The 15,645-nt window shown below is 74.5% G+C and carries 13 protein-coding genes and 1 pseudogene; 9 read left to right on the top strand and 5 right to left on the bottom strand.

What is annotated here, in order from left to right; translation table 11 throughout:
• Positions 1-12: 12 nt before the first annotated feature.
• Entirely contained in the window at positions 13-1,194 is a 1,182-nt protein-coding gene (locus ACGFIG_RS18650) for an aminotransferase class V-fold PLP-dependent enzyme (RefSeq protein ID WP_393004376.1), read from the bottom strand.
• A 21-nt stretch (positions 1,195-1,215) separates the two neighbouring features.
• Positions 1,216-2,319: a tyrosine recombinase XerC gene (locus ACGFIG_RS18645; protein WP_393004727.1), complete on the bottom strand. Its 1,104-nt coding sequence runs from the start codon at positions 2,317-2,319 to the stop codon at positions 1,216-1,218.
• Positions 2,320-2,768: 449 nt separating this feature from the next.
• Between ACGFIG_RS18645 and ACGFIG_RS18640 the strand changes: the two genes are divergently transcribed.
• Positions 2,769-3,104 carry a hypothetical protein gene (locus tag ACGFIG_RS18640; RefSeq protein WP_393004374.1) on the top strand — a complete coding sequence of 112 codons (336 nt, stop codon included), beginning with the start codon at positions 2,769-2,771 and terminating at the stop codon, positions 3,102-3,104.
• Positions 3,105-3,110: 6 nt separating this feature from the next.
• Here the strand turns inward: ACGFIG_RS18640 and ACGFIG_RS18635 are convergent, their stop codons facing one another.
• The 3 genes from ACGFIG_RS18635 to ACGFIG_RS18625 all read right to left on the bottom strand — a co-directional run bounded on the left by ACGFIG_RS18635 (position 3,111) and on the right by ACGFIG_RS18625 (position 6,278).
• The gene (locus tag ACGFIG_RS18635; RefSeq protein ID WP_393004372.1) at positions 3,111-4,322 is read right to left on the bottom strand and encodes a DNA-processing protein DprA; all 1,212 of its coding nucleotides are present in this window, start codon (positions 4,320-4,322) and stop codon (positions 3,111-3,113) included.
• A complete protein-coding gene (locus tag ACGFIG_RS18630; protein ID WP_393004370.1) occupies positions 4,319-5,839 on the bottom strand; it encodes a YifB family Mg chelatase-like AAA ATPase in 1,521 nt (506 codons plus the stop codon). Before ACGFIG_RS18630 ends, ACGFIG_RS18635 begins: the two co-directional genes overlap by 4 nt.
• Before the next feature lie 79 nt (positions 5,840-5,918).
• Positions 5,919-6,278 carry a YraN family protein gene (locus tag ACGFIG_RS18625; protein ID WP_393004368.1) on the bottom strand — a complete coding sequence of 120 codons (360 nt, stop codon included), beginning with the start codon at positions 6,276-6,278 and terminating at the stop codon, positions 5,919-5,921.
• A gap of 319 nt (positions 6,279-6,597) precedes the next feature.
• On the opposite strand from ACGFIG_RS18625, the pseudogene ACGFIG_RS18620 reads away from it, so the two are divergent.
• The 8 genes and pseudogenes from ACGFIG_RS18620 to ACGFIG_RS18585 all read left to right on the top strand — a co-directional run bounded on the left by ACGFIG_RS18620 (position 6,598) and on the right by ACGFIG_RS18585 (position 15,613).
• Positions 6,598-7,825: pseudogene (locus ACGFIG_RS18620) on the top strand (hypothetical protein).
• Between the two features lie 314 nt (positions 7,826-8,139).
• The gene (gene rpsB, locus ACGFIG_RS18615) at positions 8,140-9,000 is read left to right on the top strand and encodes a 30S ribosomal protein S2 (RefSeq protein ID WP_393004366.1); all 861 of its coding nucleotides are present in this window, start codon (positions 8,140-8,142) and stop codon (positions 8,998-9,000) included.
• Between the two features lie 135 nt (positions 9,001-9,135).
• Positions 9,136-9,963 (top strand): translation elongation factor Ts, encoded by an 828-nt coding sequence (gene tsf, locus ACGFIG_RS18610; RefSeq protein WP_393004364.1) that lies wholly within the window; start codon positions 9,136-9,138, stop codon positions 9,961-9,963.
• A 159-nt stretch (positions 9,964-10,122) separates the two neighbouring features.
• Positions 10,123-10,890 carry a UMP kinase gene (pyrH, locus tag ACGFIG_RS18605; RefSeq protein ID WP_393004362.1) on the top strand — a complete coding sequence of 256 codons (768 nt, stop codon included), beginning with the start codon at positions 10,123-10,125 and terminating at the stop codon, positions 10,888-10,890.
• 79 nt (positions 10,891-10,969) lie between these two features.
• A complete protein-coding gene (gene frr, locus ACGFIG_RS18600) occupies positions 10,970-11,527 on the top strand; it encodes a ribosome recycling factor (protein ID WP_393004360.1) in 558 nt (185 codons plus the stop codon).
• A gap of 297 nt (positions 11,528-11,824) precedes the next feature.
• Positions 11,825-13,018 (top strand): phosphatidate cytidylyltransferase, encoded by a 1,194-nt coding sequence (locus ACGFIG_RS18595; protein WP_393004359.1) that lies wholly within the window; start codon positions 11,825-11,827, stop codon positions 13,016-13,018.
• A gap of 104 nt (positions 13,019-13,122) precedes the next feature.
• Positions 13,123-14,268, top strand: coding sequence for a 23S rRNA (adenine(2503)-C(2))-methyltransferase RlmN (gene rlmN, locus ACGFIG_RS18590; RefSeq protein WP_393004357.1), 1,146 nt, complete (start codon positions 13,123-13,125; stop codon positions 14,266-14,268).
• Between the two features lie 31 nt (positions 14,269-14,299).
• Positions 14,300-15,613 carry a DivIVA domain-containing protein gene (locus tag ACGFIG_RS18585; protein ID WP_393004355.1) on the top strand — a complete coding sequence of 438 codons (1,314 nt, stop codon included), beginning with the start codon at positions 14,300-14,302 and terminating at the stop codon, positions 15,611-15,613.
• Positions 15,614-15,645 lie beyond the last annotated feature (32 nt).

Below are 15,645 nucleotides of genomic sequence, written 5' to 3'. Positions count from 1 at the left end.
CCGGAGCCGTCCTCAGCGCTGGGCGAGCAGCGCGGGAAGCCGCGCCGCGAGCCGCTCGTACTCGTCGGCGGTGTTGTAGACCTGGGCGCAGAGCCGCAACCAGCCCCGACCGTTCCAGACCATGACGGCGACCTCCGTGGCGAGCCGCTCGGCGATCCGTTCGCGCAGCGACCGCGCCGCCTCGAACGTGCTGCCCAGGCCCGCCGGCAGCGGCACGATCCGCATGGCGACCTCCGGTCCGCCGGGGTCCGGCAGGTCGGCGGGCGCCACCTTGAGCGCGTCCCCCAGCACCCGCTGGCCGTACGCCGCCAGCGCGGCGTTGTGCCCGCGTACCCGGTCGAGGCCGAGGCTACGCAGCGTGAACAGGCCCACCGGCGCGGCGAGCCAGCCCGTGTAGTCCTGCGTCGCCGCCCACTCGACCCGGCGGGGGAACCCCGACTCCTGCTCCCACGAGACGACCAGCGGCTCGATGCGTTCCCGCCACGACGGGGCGACCACCAGCACGGCGGTGCCGCGCGGCGCGTACGCCCACTTGTGCAGATTGCCCACCCAGAAGTCGGCGCCGATGTCGCCCACCGGTGTCGGAAGCATGCCGGGGGCGTGCGCGGCGTCGACGAGGACCGGTATCCCGTGCTCCCGGGCCACGCCCACGATCGCGGCGACGGGGAAGAGCCGGGCGGTGGCAGAGGTGAGCTGGTCCACGACGAGCAGCCGGGTCCGGCCGGGGCGCAGCCCCGAGCGGAAGATCTGGACGATCTCCTCGTCCGAGGCGGTCAACGGGACGGGCAGTGCCCGGGCGACGGCCCCCGTACGCCGGCACTCCCGGGCGACGGAGAGGCCGACCGCGCCGTAGCCGTGGTCGGTGGTGAGCACCTCGTCGCCGGTGCCCAGGCCGAGCGACTGGAGCACCACCGCCACGCCGGTGGTGGCGTTCGGGACCAGGGCGGTGCCGTCCGGGTCGGCGCCCAGGAAGCCGGCCAGGTGCCGGCGGGTGTGCATGATCCGGTCGACCAGGCCCTGCGTGAAGAAGCGCTGCGGGTTGGCCTCCATCTCGTCACGCAACCGCTGCTGGGCCCGCTGCACGGCGATCGGCGCCGTGCCGAACGAACCGTGGTTCAGGTGGCTGACCGCCGGGTCGAGTGAGAAGAGCAGGCGGGCTGCCGCGATCGGCTCGGGCGGCTGCGGGAAGCTCACCCGATGATCGTATCCGGGTGCCTAGGCGCGGGGGTGGGCCTGACGGTAGGCGGCGCGGAGCCGTTCCACGGACACGTGGGTGTAGATCTGGGTGCTCGCCAGGGACGAGTGCCCCAGCAGTTCCTGCACCGCCCGCAGGTCCGCACCGCCCTCGAGCAGGTGGGTGGCCGCCGAGTGCCGTAGCCCGTGCGGGCTGACCGGAGGCAGGCCGGCGGCCTGTGCGTACCCGCTGACGACACGTCGCGCCGTCGTCGGGTTGAGCCGTCCGCCGCGTGCGCCGAGCAGCAGCGCGTCACGGGAGTGCGGTGCGGCCAGTGCCGGCCGGCCGTGGCGCAGCCACTCGTCGAGCGCTCGCTGCGCCGGCACCCCGTACGGGACCGCACGTTCCCGGCCGCCCTTGCCCAGCACCCGTACGACCCGTCGCGCGTGGTCCACGTCGGCGACGTCGAGCCCACACGCCTCGCTGATGCGCACCCCCGTGCCGTAGAGCAACTCCAGCAGCGCCCGGTCCCGCAGCAGCACCGCCTCGGCCACCCCGTCGGCCGCTGCGTCGGTCGTCCCGTCGGTCACTCCGTCGGCCGCTGCGTCGGTCGTCCCGTCGGCCGCTGCGTCGGTCGTCCCGGAAGGATCCGGCGACCCCGGCGATCCCGGCCCCGCGGCGGGCGGTGCCGCTCGGGAGTCGCCCCCGGCGGGCGTCTTCGGTGGGGAGTCGTCTCCGGTCGGCGGCGCCGACGGCACGGGTCGGGCGAGCCGGCCCGGCGCTTCGACCAGGGCCGCCGCCTGGTCGGCGCGCAGCACGGTCGGCAGGTCCCGGTGGGCGCGCGGGCTGGCCAGGGCGCCGGCCACGTCGGCGGGGAGCAGGCCGCCGCGGTGCGCCCAGGTGCTGAACGTCCGCGCCGACGCCGCCCGCCGGGCGAGCGACGTCCGCGCCGCCCCCATCGTCCGTTGCTTCGCCAGCCAGCTGCGCAGCACGGCGAGATCCAGTTGCGACAGTTCGGCGCAGCCCATCCGCTGGGCGTGGTCCAACAGCGACACCACGTCACCGACGTATGCCCGGACGGTGTGGGCGGACCGGTTGCGCACCCCGGCCAGGTGCGCGGCGAAGTCGTCCACCGCCTCGCGCATCGGCGGGGGAAGAGCCTCGTGGGTCGCCCGGGTGCCGTTCGCCTCCCGGCTCACCGCGAGCCCCTCGCGGCCGCCCGTCGGGCGGTCGGTGTGCCTCGCGCCGGCGCTCCTGCCACGAGACTGCGGGCGGCGGGCGCGGTGGTGTGGGTCGTTGCCGTGCTGGCGGTGGGCGCGGCGGTGCGGGTCGAGGCCGTGTGGGCGGCGGGTGGCGGATCCTCGGGCGGCACGCGACCAGCCTACGGTCGCCCGGCGGCACCGGCAGGGCAGCGCGCTCTGGTGCCCCGGTTGCGGCCGTCCGAGCCGGCTCGTGGGGCACTCCCGTCGGTGTGGCGGGGCCGGGATGGTGGATTGCGCCGGCCGGTGCGCGCAGACTGGTCGTACCAGCGGATGTGAGGCCCTGGTCGTGGTCGCCGCGCGGCGGGGTCAGGCACGACGAAGGGGGACCGGACATGGGGGTGGACGTCGTCCTCTACCGGACGGTCGTGGTGGGCTCCGGCCGCCGCCGTGTCGTGCCGGCCGAGGTGCTGCCCGATCCCGACGACGTGCTGCTGAATCTCGTCCGGCGGGTGCGTGGCGGCGGGCGTACCCCCCTGCTCGACCAGGTGGACCCGGTCGGTGAGCTGGTGGTCCCCGCCGGCCAGGCGCCGCAACTCCTCGCCGAGGTGCGCTGCCTCGCCGAGGTGGCCCGGTCGACGCCGGAGATGACACACGTGCGCCGGATGGACCGGTTGGCCCGGCGCTGCCGGGAGGACCGCGCGATGGAGATCCGCTTCGAGGGTGACTGACGGCCGTCACGACGCGTCCCGCGCCGCTGGCTGCGGCGCGGCTGCCGTGCTCCTGCGCGGCTGCGGCGCGAGGGCGAACCCGTCGGCGCGACGGAGCACCAGGGCCAGCTCCTCGAGCATCGACAGCTTGCGCAGCGCGGTACGGACGGGCACCCCGGCCCGCGCGGCGAGGATGTCGACGCCCACCGTGCCCCGGCGGGGCAACGCCTCGACGACGGCCCGCGCGTCGTCGTCGAGGAGGTCGACCGGGTGCTGCGCGCCGCGCGGTACGGGGGCCAGCTCCCCGATCCGCCCGACCTCCTCCAGCACCTGCGCGACGCCGGTCACCAGCCGGGACTTCGGGTACTCCCGCAGCGTCTCGTGGGCGCCGACGGACATCGCGGACGTGACCGGGCCGGGCACCACCATGCTCGGCTTGCCCAGGGCGAGCGCCCGATGGGTGGTCTGCGTGGCGCCGCTGCGGGCAGCTGCCTCCACCAGCACCGTGCCGAGGGTGCCCGCGGCGATGACCCGGTTGCGGATGAGGAACCGGGGCCGGAGCGGGTCGGCTCCCGGCATCCATTCGCTGACCAGCAGCCCGGTGTCGGCGATCCGGTCGAACAGCGCCGCGTTGCCCATCGGGTACGGGCGGTCCACGCCGCAGGCGAGCACCGCCACGGTCAGGCCACCGGCGTTGAGCGCGCCCCGGTGGGCGGCGGCGTCGATGCCGAAGGCGCCGCCGGAGACGACGGTCCAGTCCCGCTCGGCCAGCCCGTAGCCGAGTTCCGTGGCGATGTGGGCGCCGTACCCGGTGGCGGCGCGGGCGCCGACGACCGCGACGGAACGGTCGAACGCCTCACCGAGCGGCCACGAGCCGCGTACCCAGAAGCAGAGCGGGGGCGCGGTCTCGACGTCCACCCGCCGGTAGGCGCCGGGCAGCCGGAGCCGGCGCAGCTCGTCGACCCGGCCGGGCCACTCGTCGTCGCCGGGTACGACGATCCGGGCGCCGAGCCGGTCCGTACGGGCCAGCGCCTCGACCGCGACGGCCCTGGCGTCGCCGGCCGCGCAGCGGGCCGCCACGGTGTTGCGTAGCGTCTCCTCCGGTGCGCCCCCGTCGAGCAGCAGGTCGAGCGTCGCCACCGGGCCGAGCCGGTCGACCAGCCGGTGCACCGACCAGGTGCCCGGCTCCGCGAGCCAGGTGAGCGCGATCCGGGCCAGCGTCTCCTCGTCGGTGCTCATGTCGCTTCCCCCGTCCTGAGTTGGATGGCTTCCCGGACGTCCTCCCGGTCGGGGCGGTCCCGACCGTCCAGGTCCGCGATCGTCCAGGCCAGCCGGATGATCCGGTCGAAGCCCCGGGCCGACAGCGACCCGGAGTCCAGCCGCGCCCGCAGCTCGGCGGTGTCCGGCCCCGGCAACCGCCAGGGCGGGCGGCGCAGGTACGGGCCGGGTATCTCGGCGTTGAGCCGGTGCCCGAGCACCGCCCAGCGCCCGGCCGCCGCCCGCCGGGCCACCGCGACCCGCGCGGCGACGGTGGCGGAGGACTCGCTGTCCACGGTGGCCTGCATCAGCTCGGCCGCGCGGACCGGCGGCAGCTTCACCTGCACGTCGATCCGGTCCAGCAACGGCCCGGACAGCCGACTGAGGTAGCGCCGCCGGGCCTGCGGCGGGCACTCGCAGTACGCGTCCCCCGCCGGCTTGGCGCACGGACACGGGTTGGCCGCCAGCACCAGCTGCGTACGGGCCGGGTACTCGGCGCCGCCCCGGCTGCGGGCCAGCCGGACCCGGCCGTTCTCCAGCGGCTGGCGCAGCGCCTCCAGCGCTCCCCGGCTGAACTCGGGTGCCTCGTCGAGGAAGAGCACGCCCCGGTGGGCGAGCGAGACCGCGCCGGGGCGGGCCAGCCCGGAACCGCCGCCGACCAGCGACGGCACGGTCGCCGTGTGGTGCGGGGCCTGGAACGGCGGGCGGCGCAGCAACCGGCCGCCGGGCGGCAGCAGCCCGGCGATCGAGTGCAGGGCGGTGACCTCCAGCGCGGCCTCGTCGTCCAGCTCGGGCAGGATCGACGGGAGGCGCTCGGCGAGCATGGTCTTGCCCGCTCCCGGCGGCCCGACCAGCGCCAGGTGGTGCCCGCCCGCCGCGGCCACCTCCAGCGCCCTGCGGCCCAGCCCCTGCCCGGCCACCTCGGCCAGGTCGGGCCCACCAGCGGCCGGCGGTGGGCTCTTCGCCTCCGGTTCGATCAGGGGCGAGCCGTCACGGATGAAGCTGACGAGCCGGTGCAGCGTGTCGACCGCCCGGACCCGGACCCCCGGGACGACCGCCGCCTCGGCGGCGTTGCCGGCCGGGACGATCACCTTCCGGACGCCGGCGCGGGCCGCCGAGGCGACCATCGGCAGCACCCCGCGTACCGGGCGGACCGTGCCGTCGAGGCCCAGCTCGCCCAGGACCACCACGTGTTCCAGCGGCAGCAGCGGCAGTTCGCCCGAGCCGCCCAGCAGAGCCGCCGCGATCGCCAGGTCGAACGCGGAGCCGAACTTCGGCAGGTCGGCCGGGAGCAGGTTGAGGGTGATCCGCCGGTTGGGCCACCGCTGGCCGGAGTTGACCACGGCGGCGCGAACCCGGTCCCGGGCCTCGTGCAGGGCGGTGTCCGGCAGTCCCGAGATGACCACCGCCGGCAGGCCGGCCGCCAGGTCGGCCTCGACCTCCACCAGATGCCCGGTGACGCCCACCAGACCCACGCAGAGCACCTTCGCGTAGCTCACGACGCCACCCGCGCGCAGGGCGAGCCGACCCTGACCCGCCGAGCCCCGGCGCTGGAGCTGATCCGGTCGCGCCCGCCCATCAGAACGCCCCCTTGAGGTGTTCGACCCGGGCGGCGCCGGCGCCGGTGAGGCGTACCGAGACGACGTCGAAGCGCACCTCGTCGGCGGCGGTGCCGGTGTCGGCGAGCCACCGGGCGGCGAGCCCGCGCAGCCGCCGGGCCTTGGCCGGTACGACGGCCTCCGCCGGTGAGCCGTACTCGTCGCTGCGGCGGGTCTTCACCTCGCAGAAGGCGAGCACGGGCCCGTCCCAGGCGATGATGTCGATCTCCCCGGCGGCGCATCGCCAGTTCCGGGCCACCGGGCGCAGCCCCGCCCCGATCAGGTGCCGGACGGCGCACCGCTCCCCGTACGCGCCGACCGCCTGGTTCCGCTTCGTCATGTCCGGCACGGTGCCCCGGCGAACGGGGATCCGCCGCCCCGAAGCGCGGAACCTGTGGACGACGGACGAGCTGTGGACGAACGGACGATCATGCCCTCGTCGTGCTATGCGGCTCATCGCGACCGGCCGCCGCACCCACCCCCAACCGGCTACAGCCGCCATCCGCAGCCTGCTCCAGCCGCCGTGCTCACCCGCAGCCGGCCTCCGCCGCCCTGCTCACCCGTAGCCGGCCCGGCCGCACTGCTCGCCCGCCGTTCGTTCCCGACTGTCGCCGCGCGGCGACCAAGTGCGTGGGAAACGCCGATGCCCAGGGGGGCGGATGGCGTCCGTGGAGCGGGTCGCATACGGTGCCGGACGTGGACGGACGACGAAACTTTGTCGAGGATCAGGAGTCGCGCTGGTATCCGGCCGACCGTGACCGTGACCGCGAGAGCGGCTACGGGGAGGCGGACTGGCGCGGGCCGGCGGAGTCCCGGTACCGGGACGACGACCTGAGCGCCCCCGAGCCGCGTCGGGCCGGGGAGGACGCCCGCTACGGGGAGGCCGGGGGGACCAGGCGCAGCGAGACAGGACGCTTCGGCGCGTCGACAGAGCCCGATTCGGGGCGCTTCGGGGCCGTCGAGCCCGACTCCGGGCGCTTCGGCGCCGTCGACGCCGACCGGAGCCGCTTCGGCGGACCGGAGGACTCGGGCCGGTTCGCGGTCACGGGTCCCGAGGACTCCGGTCGGTTCGCCGCCACGGGATCGGAGGTCGGGAGGTTCGGCGAGGGCGATTCGGGGCGATTCGGGGCGGTGCCGCCGCTCGGGGACGCCCGGTCGGAGACCGAGGGATACCGGACGAGCCGCTCGCGCCGGGCCGAGGCGGAGCCGGACGTCTCCGGGGAACTGCCCGCCGACCGCCCGGGCCGGCGCGCCGCCCGGGAGTCGCGGGAGGCCCGCGACGTGCTGTCGACGTCGGGCGTCGACGCCCTGGCCGGGGCGGGACCGGTCGAGCGTGCCGTGGACCCGACCCGGCCGGCTCCGCTGGGCGGCTACCCGATCGTCGCGCCCGGGCGGGCGGCCGAGGCCGCGAACCCGGTCGAGACGGCGGTCGACGAGCCCGCCCGGCCGGTCGAGCCGCCGCACCCGTTGGAGATGCCGACCGGGCCGATGACGCCGATCGCGCCCCGCGCCGACCTGGCGCCGGGGGAGATGCCGGTGTACCCACCGGTGGTCGCCCCCCACCCGGGGACGCCGGCGGGCGACGGGGTCTACCGGACCCGACGGCCGGCGCTGGCCGCGCTCTTCACCCTGCTGGTCCTGGTGTTCGAGGTCCCCGCGGTCCGGGTGCTGCTCGGCGGCGTGACCGGCGACCCGGCCTCGACCGCCGACGTCGTGGTGGGGATCTTCCTGGTCTGCGGCCTGCCGATCTTCGCGATCGGCCTGTACGGGCTGCGCACCGGCGGGCTGTCGTTGGCGGAGGGGAGCCGGGGCTGGCTGCGCCCGCCGACGGCGTACCTGACCGTCGGCCTGGTGCTCTTCGTCGCCGCCGCCCTCGCGGTCCGCTGACCCCCCGACCGTCGGGGCCACTGCGCCTGACGGTGCGCCCGGGCCAGGCCAAGTGGCGCGCCGGGTGCCGGAAATGACGTGGTTCGACCCCTTCCCCGCACCCGAGGCATCGGGGGCGGGGAAGGGGCGTACACTGGTCGACTGGCGACCGCCTCGCGCGGTCGACCTCGCGCGCCCTCTCCACGAGCCGTCGTGGGGCGACGGCCTCCCTGGTCCCGATCTTGGTCGGGCCCGCCATGGCCGCCGACCGGGCGCCAGGACGCCCGGCCGCCTGGCCGGGCGGGACAACCAGGGACCACGAGGAGTACCCCACCATGGCCGTCGTGACCATGCGCCAGCTGCTGGAGAGCGGTGTCCACTTCGGGCACCAGACCCGGCGCTGGAACCCGAAGATGAAGCGCTTCATCTTCACCGAGCGCAACGGTATCTACATCATCGACCTGCGCCAGACCCTCGACTACATCGAGAAGGCCTACGAGTTCGTGCGCGGGACCGTCGCCGAGGGTGGCAGCATCCTCTTCGTCGGCACCAAGAAGCAGGCCCAGGAGGCCATCGCCGAGCAGGCGACCCGGGTCGGTCAGCCGTACGTCAACCACCGCTGGCTCGGTGGCATGCTGACCAACTTCCAGACGGTCTACAAGCGGCTCCAGCGGATGAAGGAGCTGGAGGCCCTGGGTGACCTGAGCGGCACCGCCGCCGGGTACACCAAGAAGGAGACCCTGCAGCTCTCGCGCGAGAAGATCAAGCTGACCCGCACTCTCGGTGGTCTGCGGGACATGCAGAAGCTCCCGGCCGCGATCTGGGTGGTCGACACCAAGAAGGAGCACATCGCCGTCGACGAGGCCCGCAAGCTGGGCATCCCGGTCATCGCGGTGCTCGACACCAACTGCGACCCGGACGAGGTCGACTTCCCGATCCCGGGCAACGACGACGCGATCCGCTCGGCCGAGCTGCTGACCAGGGTCGTGGCCGCCGCCGTCGCCGACGGCCTGATCGCCCGTTCCGGCCGCCGTCGCGGTAGCGACGAGAAGCCGGAGCCGGGCGTCGCCTCCGACGAGCCCCTGGCCGAGTGGGAGCGCGAGCTGCTCGAGGAGCCGAAGAAGGCCGACGAGCAGGTCGAGGCGGCCCCGCAGGCCCAGCCGGCCGAGCAGCCGGCGACCGCCGCCGCGGAGTGACCGCACCGCCGCTTTCCCGCCGCCCGTTCGCCGGGCGGCGGGAAAGCGGCAGGTACGCCGGGCACGTCGCGCCCGGATCCGGGTAACCGGCACCGGGACCAACCCACCCGCAGTCTCAACACCGAAGAGAGAGCCATGTCCAACTTCACCGCCGCGGACGTCAAGAAGCTCCGCGACCTCACCGGCGCCGGCATGATGGACTGCAAGAAGGCGCTGACCGAGGCCGAGGGCGACTTCGACAAGGCCGTCGAGATCCTGCGCGTCAAGGGCGCCAAGGACGTCGGCAAGCGGGCCGGTCGTACGGCCGCCAACGGCCTGATCGCCCACTCCGGCAAGGCGCTGCTCGAGCTCAACTGCGAGACCGACTTCGTGGCCAAGACCGACGCCTTCATCGAGCTGGCCCAGCAGCTCGTCGAGCACGGCGAGCGCAGCGGCGTCAGCACCGCCGAGGAGTTGCTCGCCACCGAGCTGGACGGCAAGACCGTGGCCGACCTGGTGCAGGAGCAGTCCGCCAAGATCGGCGAGAAGCTCGTCCTCAACCGGTTCGCCAAGGTCGACGGCACCACCGCCGTCTACCTGCACCGCAAGAGCCAGGACTTGCCCCCGGCGGTCGGCGTGCTGGTGGAGTACACCGGCAAGACCGACGAGGCGGCCGACTCGGACGCCCGGGCCGTCGCGATGCAGATCGCCGCCATGCGGCCGAAGTTCCTCACCCGGGACGAGGTGCCGGCCGAGGTCGTCGACTCCGAGCGGCGCATCGCCGAGCAGACCGCCCGCGAGGAGAACAAGCCCGAGGCGGCCCTGCCGAAGATCGTCGAGGGCCGGGTGAACGCGTTCTTCAAGGACTACGTCCTGATCGAGCAGTCCTCGGTCGCCGACAACAAGAAGACGGTGAAGCAGGTGCTGGCCGAGGCCGGCATCGAGGTCACCCGCTTCGTCCGGTTCGAGGTCGGCCAGGCCTGAGCCGCCCCGGGCGCTGCGCGCCCCCGGGCAGGGAAACGTCGACGAGGAGGCCGCCGGTGTACGTGACAGGCACCGCGGCCTCCTCGTCGCATAGGGTCGGCTACGGCAGTTTCGCGGTACGCGGCGTACGGGACGTGCGCATGGGGAAGGGCGGGGCGGATGACGCAGGTTGCGAGTGACCGGAGTCTGGCGGCGGACGATCCGACGGCGCCACCCCCCGGCCGGGCCCGCCGGGTGGTGCTGAAGCTCTCCGGTGAGGTGTTCGGCGGGGGCGCGATCGGGGTGGACCCGGACGTCGTGCAGGCCATCGCCCGGCAGATCGCCGCCGTGGTCCGTCGCGGCGTGCAGGTCTCGGTCGTGGTCGGCGGCGGCAACTTCTTCCGTGGCGCCGAGCTGCAGAAGCGCGGCATGGACCGGGCCCGGGCCGACTACATGGGCATGCTCGGCACCGTGATGAACTGCCTCGCGTTGCAGGACTTCCTGGAGAAGGAGGGCATCGAGACGCGCGTGCAGACCGCGATCACGATGGCCCAGGTCGCCGAGCCGTACATCCCGCTGCGCGCCATCCGGCACCTGGAGAAGGGCCGTGTGGTGATCTTCGGCGCGGGCGCCGGCATGCCGTACTTCTCCACCGACACCGTGGCCGCCCAGCGGGCCCTGGAGATCCGCGCCGACGTGGTGCTGATGAGCAAGAACGGCGTGGACGGCGTCTACAGCGCCGACCCGCGGGTCGATCCGACCGCCAGCAAGTTCGACTCGATCACCTTCTCCGAGGTGCTGCGGCGTAACCTGCGGGTGGCCGACGCCGCCGCGTTCAGCCTGTGCATGGAGAACGGCCTGCCGATGCTGGTCTTCGGCGCGCAGGGCGACGACACCATCATCCGGGCCGTGGGTGGCGACAAGATCGGCACCCTGATCACCGCCTGAGTGGTCGCCAGACCCCGAGCTCAGCGGTTCCTCCGACACGACAAGCCCACGACGAGCACAGAAGGAGGCGAGGAGACCGGTGATCGACGACACCCTCCTCGAGGCCGAGGAGAAGATGGAGCGTGCCATCGAGCACGCCAAGGAGGAGTTCGGCGCGATCCGCACCGGTCGCGCCAACGCCGCCATGTTCTCCAAGATCATCATCGACTACTACGGCAGCCCCACGCCACTGCCCCAGATGGCGTCCATCGGGGTGCCCGAGCCGCGCATGGTGATCATCAAGCCGTACGACAACTCGCAGATCAACGCCATGGAGAAGGCGATCCGCGACTCCGACCTCGGCGCCAACCCGAACAACGAGGGCAACCAGCTCCGCATCCTGCTCCCGCAGATGACCGAGGAGCGCCGCCGCGACATGATCAAGGTCGCCCGGCACAAGGGTGAGGAGGCCAAGGTGGCCATCCGCAACATCCGGCGCAAGGGCAAGGAGGAGCTGGACCGGCTCGTCAAGGACGGCGAGGTCGGCGAGGACGACGGCCGCCGCGCCGAGAAGGAACTCGACGACCTGACCCAGCGCTTCGTCGCCGCCGTCGACGACCTCATCAAGCACAAGGAGAACGAACTCCTCGAGGTGTGAGCCCGTACGCCGGCCTCCGCCGGCGACGACGGCATCGTGGCACCGGCGCTGCGCCGTCCCGGCCCGGGGCGGTGGGGCCCGGTGCCACCGCCGTCCGAGGGGTCCGCACGGGCCCGGTCCGACGTGAGACATCGGTGGGTGCAGTAGGCTCGGCACGATTCCCGGCACCCTGCGGTGAACGGTGGGGATCGGCCGGCCGTCGGGCGGGTCAACCGGACGGAACAGTCGCGCGGGTAGGGGAATGGTTGTGGTTGTGCGTCAGCTGGTGGATCTCGTAGCGCTCCCGCTCGGTGCGTGATGGCCCACCTCGACCCCCACGGCAGCGCCGAGCCCCGCGGCTGGGACCGCCCCGACGCCCCCGCCCCGGCACCCGGCCTGCCCTGGCCGGAGCCCGAGATCGACCCGGGCCAGTGGCACCGGCGCCCCGCCGTCCTCTCCGACGCGTACGCCGAGGCACCGGCCCGCACCCGTCCGCACGCCGACGTGCCGGCGGGCGGCGACCCGGCCGCGGTCAACGGCCACCGCGACGGTCCCGACGACTCCGACTACCCGACCGCGCAGCTCGAACCGGTCCGGGACGTCGAGCCGGAGCCGGAGCCCGCGCGGCCCCCGGGTCGCCGGCAGCGCGGCCGGCGCCGGGCGAGCCTCGACCGGCCCCCGACCCAGCAGCCCGCCCCGAGCCGGGCCGGGCGCAACCTGCCGGCGGCCATCGCCGTCGGCCTGGCCCTCGCCGCCCTGGTCGTGGTGCCGCTCTTCTTCTACCGGCCCGTCTTCGTGGCGGTGGTGGCCGCGGCGGTCGCTGTCGGCATCTGGGAGATGGCCAGGGCGGTACGCCGCAGCGGCGCGCACCCGCCGCTGGTGCCGCTGATCGCCGGCGGGGTGCTCACCATCGGGCTGGCCTGGTTCTCCGGCCCCGACGCCCTGAGTCTCGGCCTGTTGGTGACCGTGCTGGGCACCATGGTCTGGCGGCTCGGCGACGGGCCGCGCGGCTTCCAGCGGGACCTGACCGCCGCCGCCCTCATCGCCGTCTACGTGCCGTTCCTCGGCGGGTTCGCCGCGCTGCTGGCGGCACCCGACGACGGGCAGTGGCGGGTGCTGGTGACGCTGGTCGCGGTGGTCCTCTCCGACACCGGCGGGTACGCGGCCGGCGCCAACTTCGGCAAGCATCCGATGGCCCCCTCGGTGAGCCCCAAGAAGTCCTGGGAGGGCTTCGCCGGCTCGGTCGGTGCCGCGGCGCTGGGCAGCGCCCTGCTGCTCTGGCTGCTCCTCGACGTGGCCCCGTGGTGGGGCGCGCTCTTCGGGCTGGCGGTCTCGGGCGCGGCGGTCCTCGGCGACCTCGCCGAATCCATGATCAAGCGGGATCTCGGCGTCAAGGACATGAGCAACCTGCTTCCGGGCCACGGCGGCCTGATGGACCGGCTGGACTCGATCCTCTTCGCGCTGCCGACCGCGTACCTGCTCCTGGCGGTCTTCGTCCCGGTGCTGGAGTGAGGCGTGAATCACCCGTCGTCAGCGGTCCCGCCCGGGCGGCGGGAGGCGATTCGCCGCCTCCGGACAGGTGTGTCGACAGTCCGGCGTGACAGACTGGACGGGCCATGACGAGCCTGCCCCTGATTCCCGCAGACCCCGACGCCCCCGGGCGTCGGCCCGCGATGCCGCCCCGTCACCTCGCCGATCTCGACCTCGCCGGCCGCCGGGCCCTGGTCGCCGAGCTGGGGGAGCCGGCGTTCCGCGCCAAGCAGGTCTCCACCCACTACTTCGGTCGCCTGGTGCGCGACCCGGCGCAGATGACCGACCTGCCGGCCGCCACCCGGGAGAAGCTCGCCGACCGGCTCCTGCCCCGGCTGCTCACCCCGGTCCGCGAGCTGGCCTGCGACGACGGCGCGACCCGCAAGGCACTCTGGCGGCTGCACGACGGCTCGCTGGTGGAGAGCGTGCTGATGGGCTACCCGGACCGCGTCACCGTCTGCATCTCCAGCCAGGCCGGCTGCGGCATGGCCTGCCCGTTCTGCGCCACCGGCCAGGCGGGGCTGACCCGCAACCTCTCCACCGCCGAGATCGTCGACCAGGCGGTCTACCTGGCCGGGGTGGCCGCCTCCGGAGCGGTGGCGGGCTCGCCGCCGCGCCTGTCGCACGTGGTCTTCATGGGCATGGGCGAGCCGCTGGCCAACTACTCCCGGGTGGTCGCGGCGATCCGTCGGCTGGTCTCCCCGGCGCCCGAGGGGCTCGGGCTGTCGCAGCGCCACATCACGGTCTCCACGGTGGGCCTGGTCCCGGCCATCCGCCGACTGGCCAGCGAAGACCTCTCGGTGACCCTTGCGTTGTCGCTGCACGCCCCCGATGATGAGCTGCGCGACGAACTCGTGCCGGTCAACCAGCGCTGGAAGGTGTCCGAGGTGCTGGACGCGGCGTGGGACTACGCGGCCCGCACGGGACGTCGTGTGTCGATCGAGTACGCGATGATCAGAGACGTGAACGACCAGCCGTGGCGAGCCGATCTGCTCGGGCGGCTGCTGGCTGGGAAGCTGACCCACGTGAACCTCATTCCCCTCAACCCGACTCCGGGCAGCCGCTGGGACGCCAGTCCGAAGCCGGTGGAGCGGGAGTTCGTCCGGCGGTTGCGCGAGGCCGGGGTGTCGACGACGGTCCGGGACACCCGAGGCCGCGAGATCGACGGAGCGTGTGGGCAGCTCGCCGCCGCCGAGGACATGGACACCGACCGGGCAGGGGAGAAGGCGTGACCGGGCGTAGCGAACGAGACCAGGAGACATAGTGGCGAGTCAGGGTCAGCGTTTCCGGCGTAAGGCGCTCCGCCGGGGATACAAGGTCGACGAGGTCGACGCCTTCCTGGACCGGGTCGAGGCGACGCTCGACGGCCGGCCCGTGGGTGCGCCCGTCGCCTCCCAGGAGGTCCACGACGTCGTCTTCCGGGTCCGTTTCAACGGCTACGACGAGTGGCAGGTGGACCTGCACCTCGACCGGGTGGAGCGCCAGCTGGCCGAGTTGGAGGAGCGCGGTGGCGCCGGTGGCCGCGGTGGCGACCCGCGGGACGCCGACCGGATGGGCCCGCCCGACCGCCTCGGCCCGCCGGACCGGATGGGTCCCCAGGACCGGATGGGTCCGCCGGTGCGCGACGACCGCATGCCGCCGATGCCGCCCCGGGCGCTGCCCGCGCAGGCCGGGCCGCCCGCCGACCGCTACGGCCGCTACGACGAGCCCACCGGAGCCTTCGCCGGTGGATACGACGCCCCCCGGGGCGGCTACGAGCCGCCGCGCGGCCCGGGCGGTCCCGGCCCGATGGGCCCGGGCGGCCACGGCGGCCCGCCGCCCCGTGGCCTGCCTGCCGGCCCCGGCGGCTACGGCGACGGTCCCGGCGGTGGTTACGGCGACGGCCCGGGCAACTTCGGCGACGGTCCCGGCGGTGGTTACGGTGACCGCCCGGGCAACTTCGGCGACGGTCCCGGCGGTGGTTACGGCGATCGCCCGGGCAACTCCGGCGGCGCTCCCGGCGGTGGCTACGGTGACCGCCCCGGTGGTTACGGCGACCGTCCCGGCGGCTACGGCGAGGGTCCCGGTGGCTACGGCGACGGCCCTGGTGGCTACGGCGACCAGCCGCGCTTCGACGGGTTCGAGGCCGGTCGGCGTGCGCGCGCCGACATGACCGCCGAGATCCGGATGCCGGAACGGGAGTTGCGTGACATGCGGGGCCGGGGCCCGGCCGGGCCGCCCCCGCAGCAGGGCTTCGGCGGCCCCCCGGTCGCCGGCCCGCCCGCGGGTGGCCCGCCGGCGGGTGGCCCGCCGCCGATGGCCGGCCCGCCGATGGCCGGCCCGCCGGGCAGCGACCTCTACCGCGTCGACCAGATCCGTCGCAGCTTCCAGGTACGCCGGTTCGGCAGCGGGTACGACCCGGACCAGGTCGACCGGTTCTTCGACACGCTGCTGGGCGGCATGCAGGGGCGAAACCCGATGCCGGTGAACCCGAAGGACCTGGACACGCTGCGTTTCGGGCTGGTGCCCGGCGGCTACTTCGAGGCCGAGGTCGACGCCGCGCTCAAGGACGTGCAGGACATCCTGTTCGGCCGCTGATCCGCGTACGGCGAGGGCCCGCTCCCCGGTCG

The sequence above is a fragment of the Micromonospora sp. NPDC049048 genome (assembly GCF_043197615.1).
Lineage (GTDB): Bacteria > Actinomycetota > Actinomycetes > Mycobacteriales > Micromonosporaceae > Micromonospora.
This window is presented reverse-complemented; position numbering and strand designations above follow the sequence as displayed.

Excerpts from the sequence above, each read along its gene's own strand:
- ACGFIG_RS18645 (WP_393004727.1), bottom strand. The coding sequence starts at position 2,319 with ATGCGCGAGGCGGTGGACGACTTCGCCGCGCACCTGGCCGGGGTGCGC.
- ACGFIG_RS18640 (WP_393004374.1), top strand. The coding sequence starts at position 2,769 with ATGGGGGTGGACGTCGTCCTCTACCGGACGGTCGTGGTGGGCTCCGGC.
- ACGFIG_RS18635 (WP_393004372.1), bottom strand. The coding sequence starts at position 4,322 with ATGAGCACCGACGAGGAGACGCTGGCCCGGATCGCGCTCACCTGGCTC.
- ACGFIG_RS18625 (WP_393004368.1), bottom strand. The coding sequence starts at position 6,278 with ATGACGAAGCGGAACCAGGCGGTCGGCGCGTACGGGGAGCGGTGCGCC.
- rpsB (WP_393004366.1), top strand. The coding sequence starts at position 8,140 with ATGGCCGTCGTGACCATGCGCCAGCTGCTGGAGAGCGGTGTCCACTTC.
- tsf (WP_393004364.1), top strand. The coding sequence starts at position 9,136 with ATGTCCAACTTCACCGCCGCGGACGTCAAGAAGCTCCGCGACCTCACC.
- pyrH (WP_393004362.1), top strand. The coding sequence starts at position 10,123 with ATGACGCAGGTTGCGAGTGACCGGAGTCTGGCGGCGGACGATCCGACG.
- ACGFIG_RS18595 (WP_393004359.1), top strand. The coding sequence starts at position 11,825 with ATGGCCCACCTCGACCCCCACGGCAGCGCCGAGCCCCGCGGCTGGGAC.
- rlmN (WP_393004357.1), top strand. The coding sequence starts at position 13,123 with ATGACGAGCCTGCCCCTGATTCCCGCAGACCCCGACGCCCCCGGGCGT.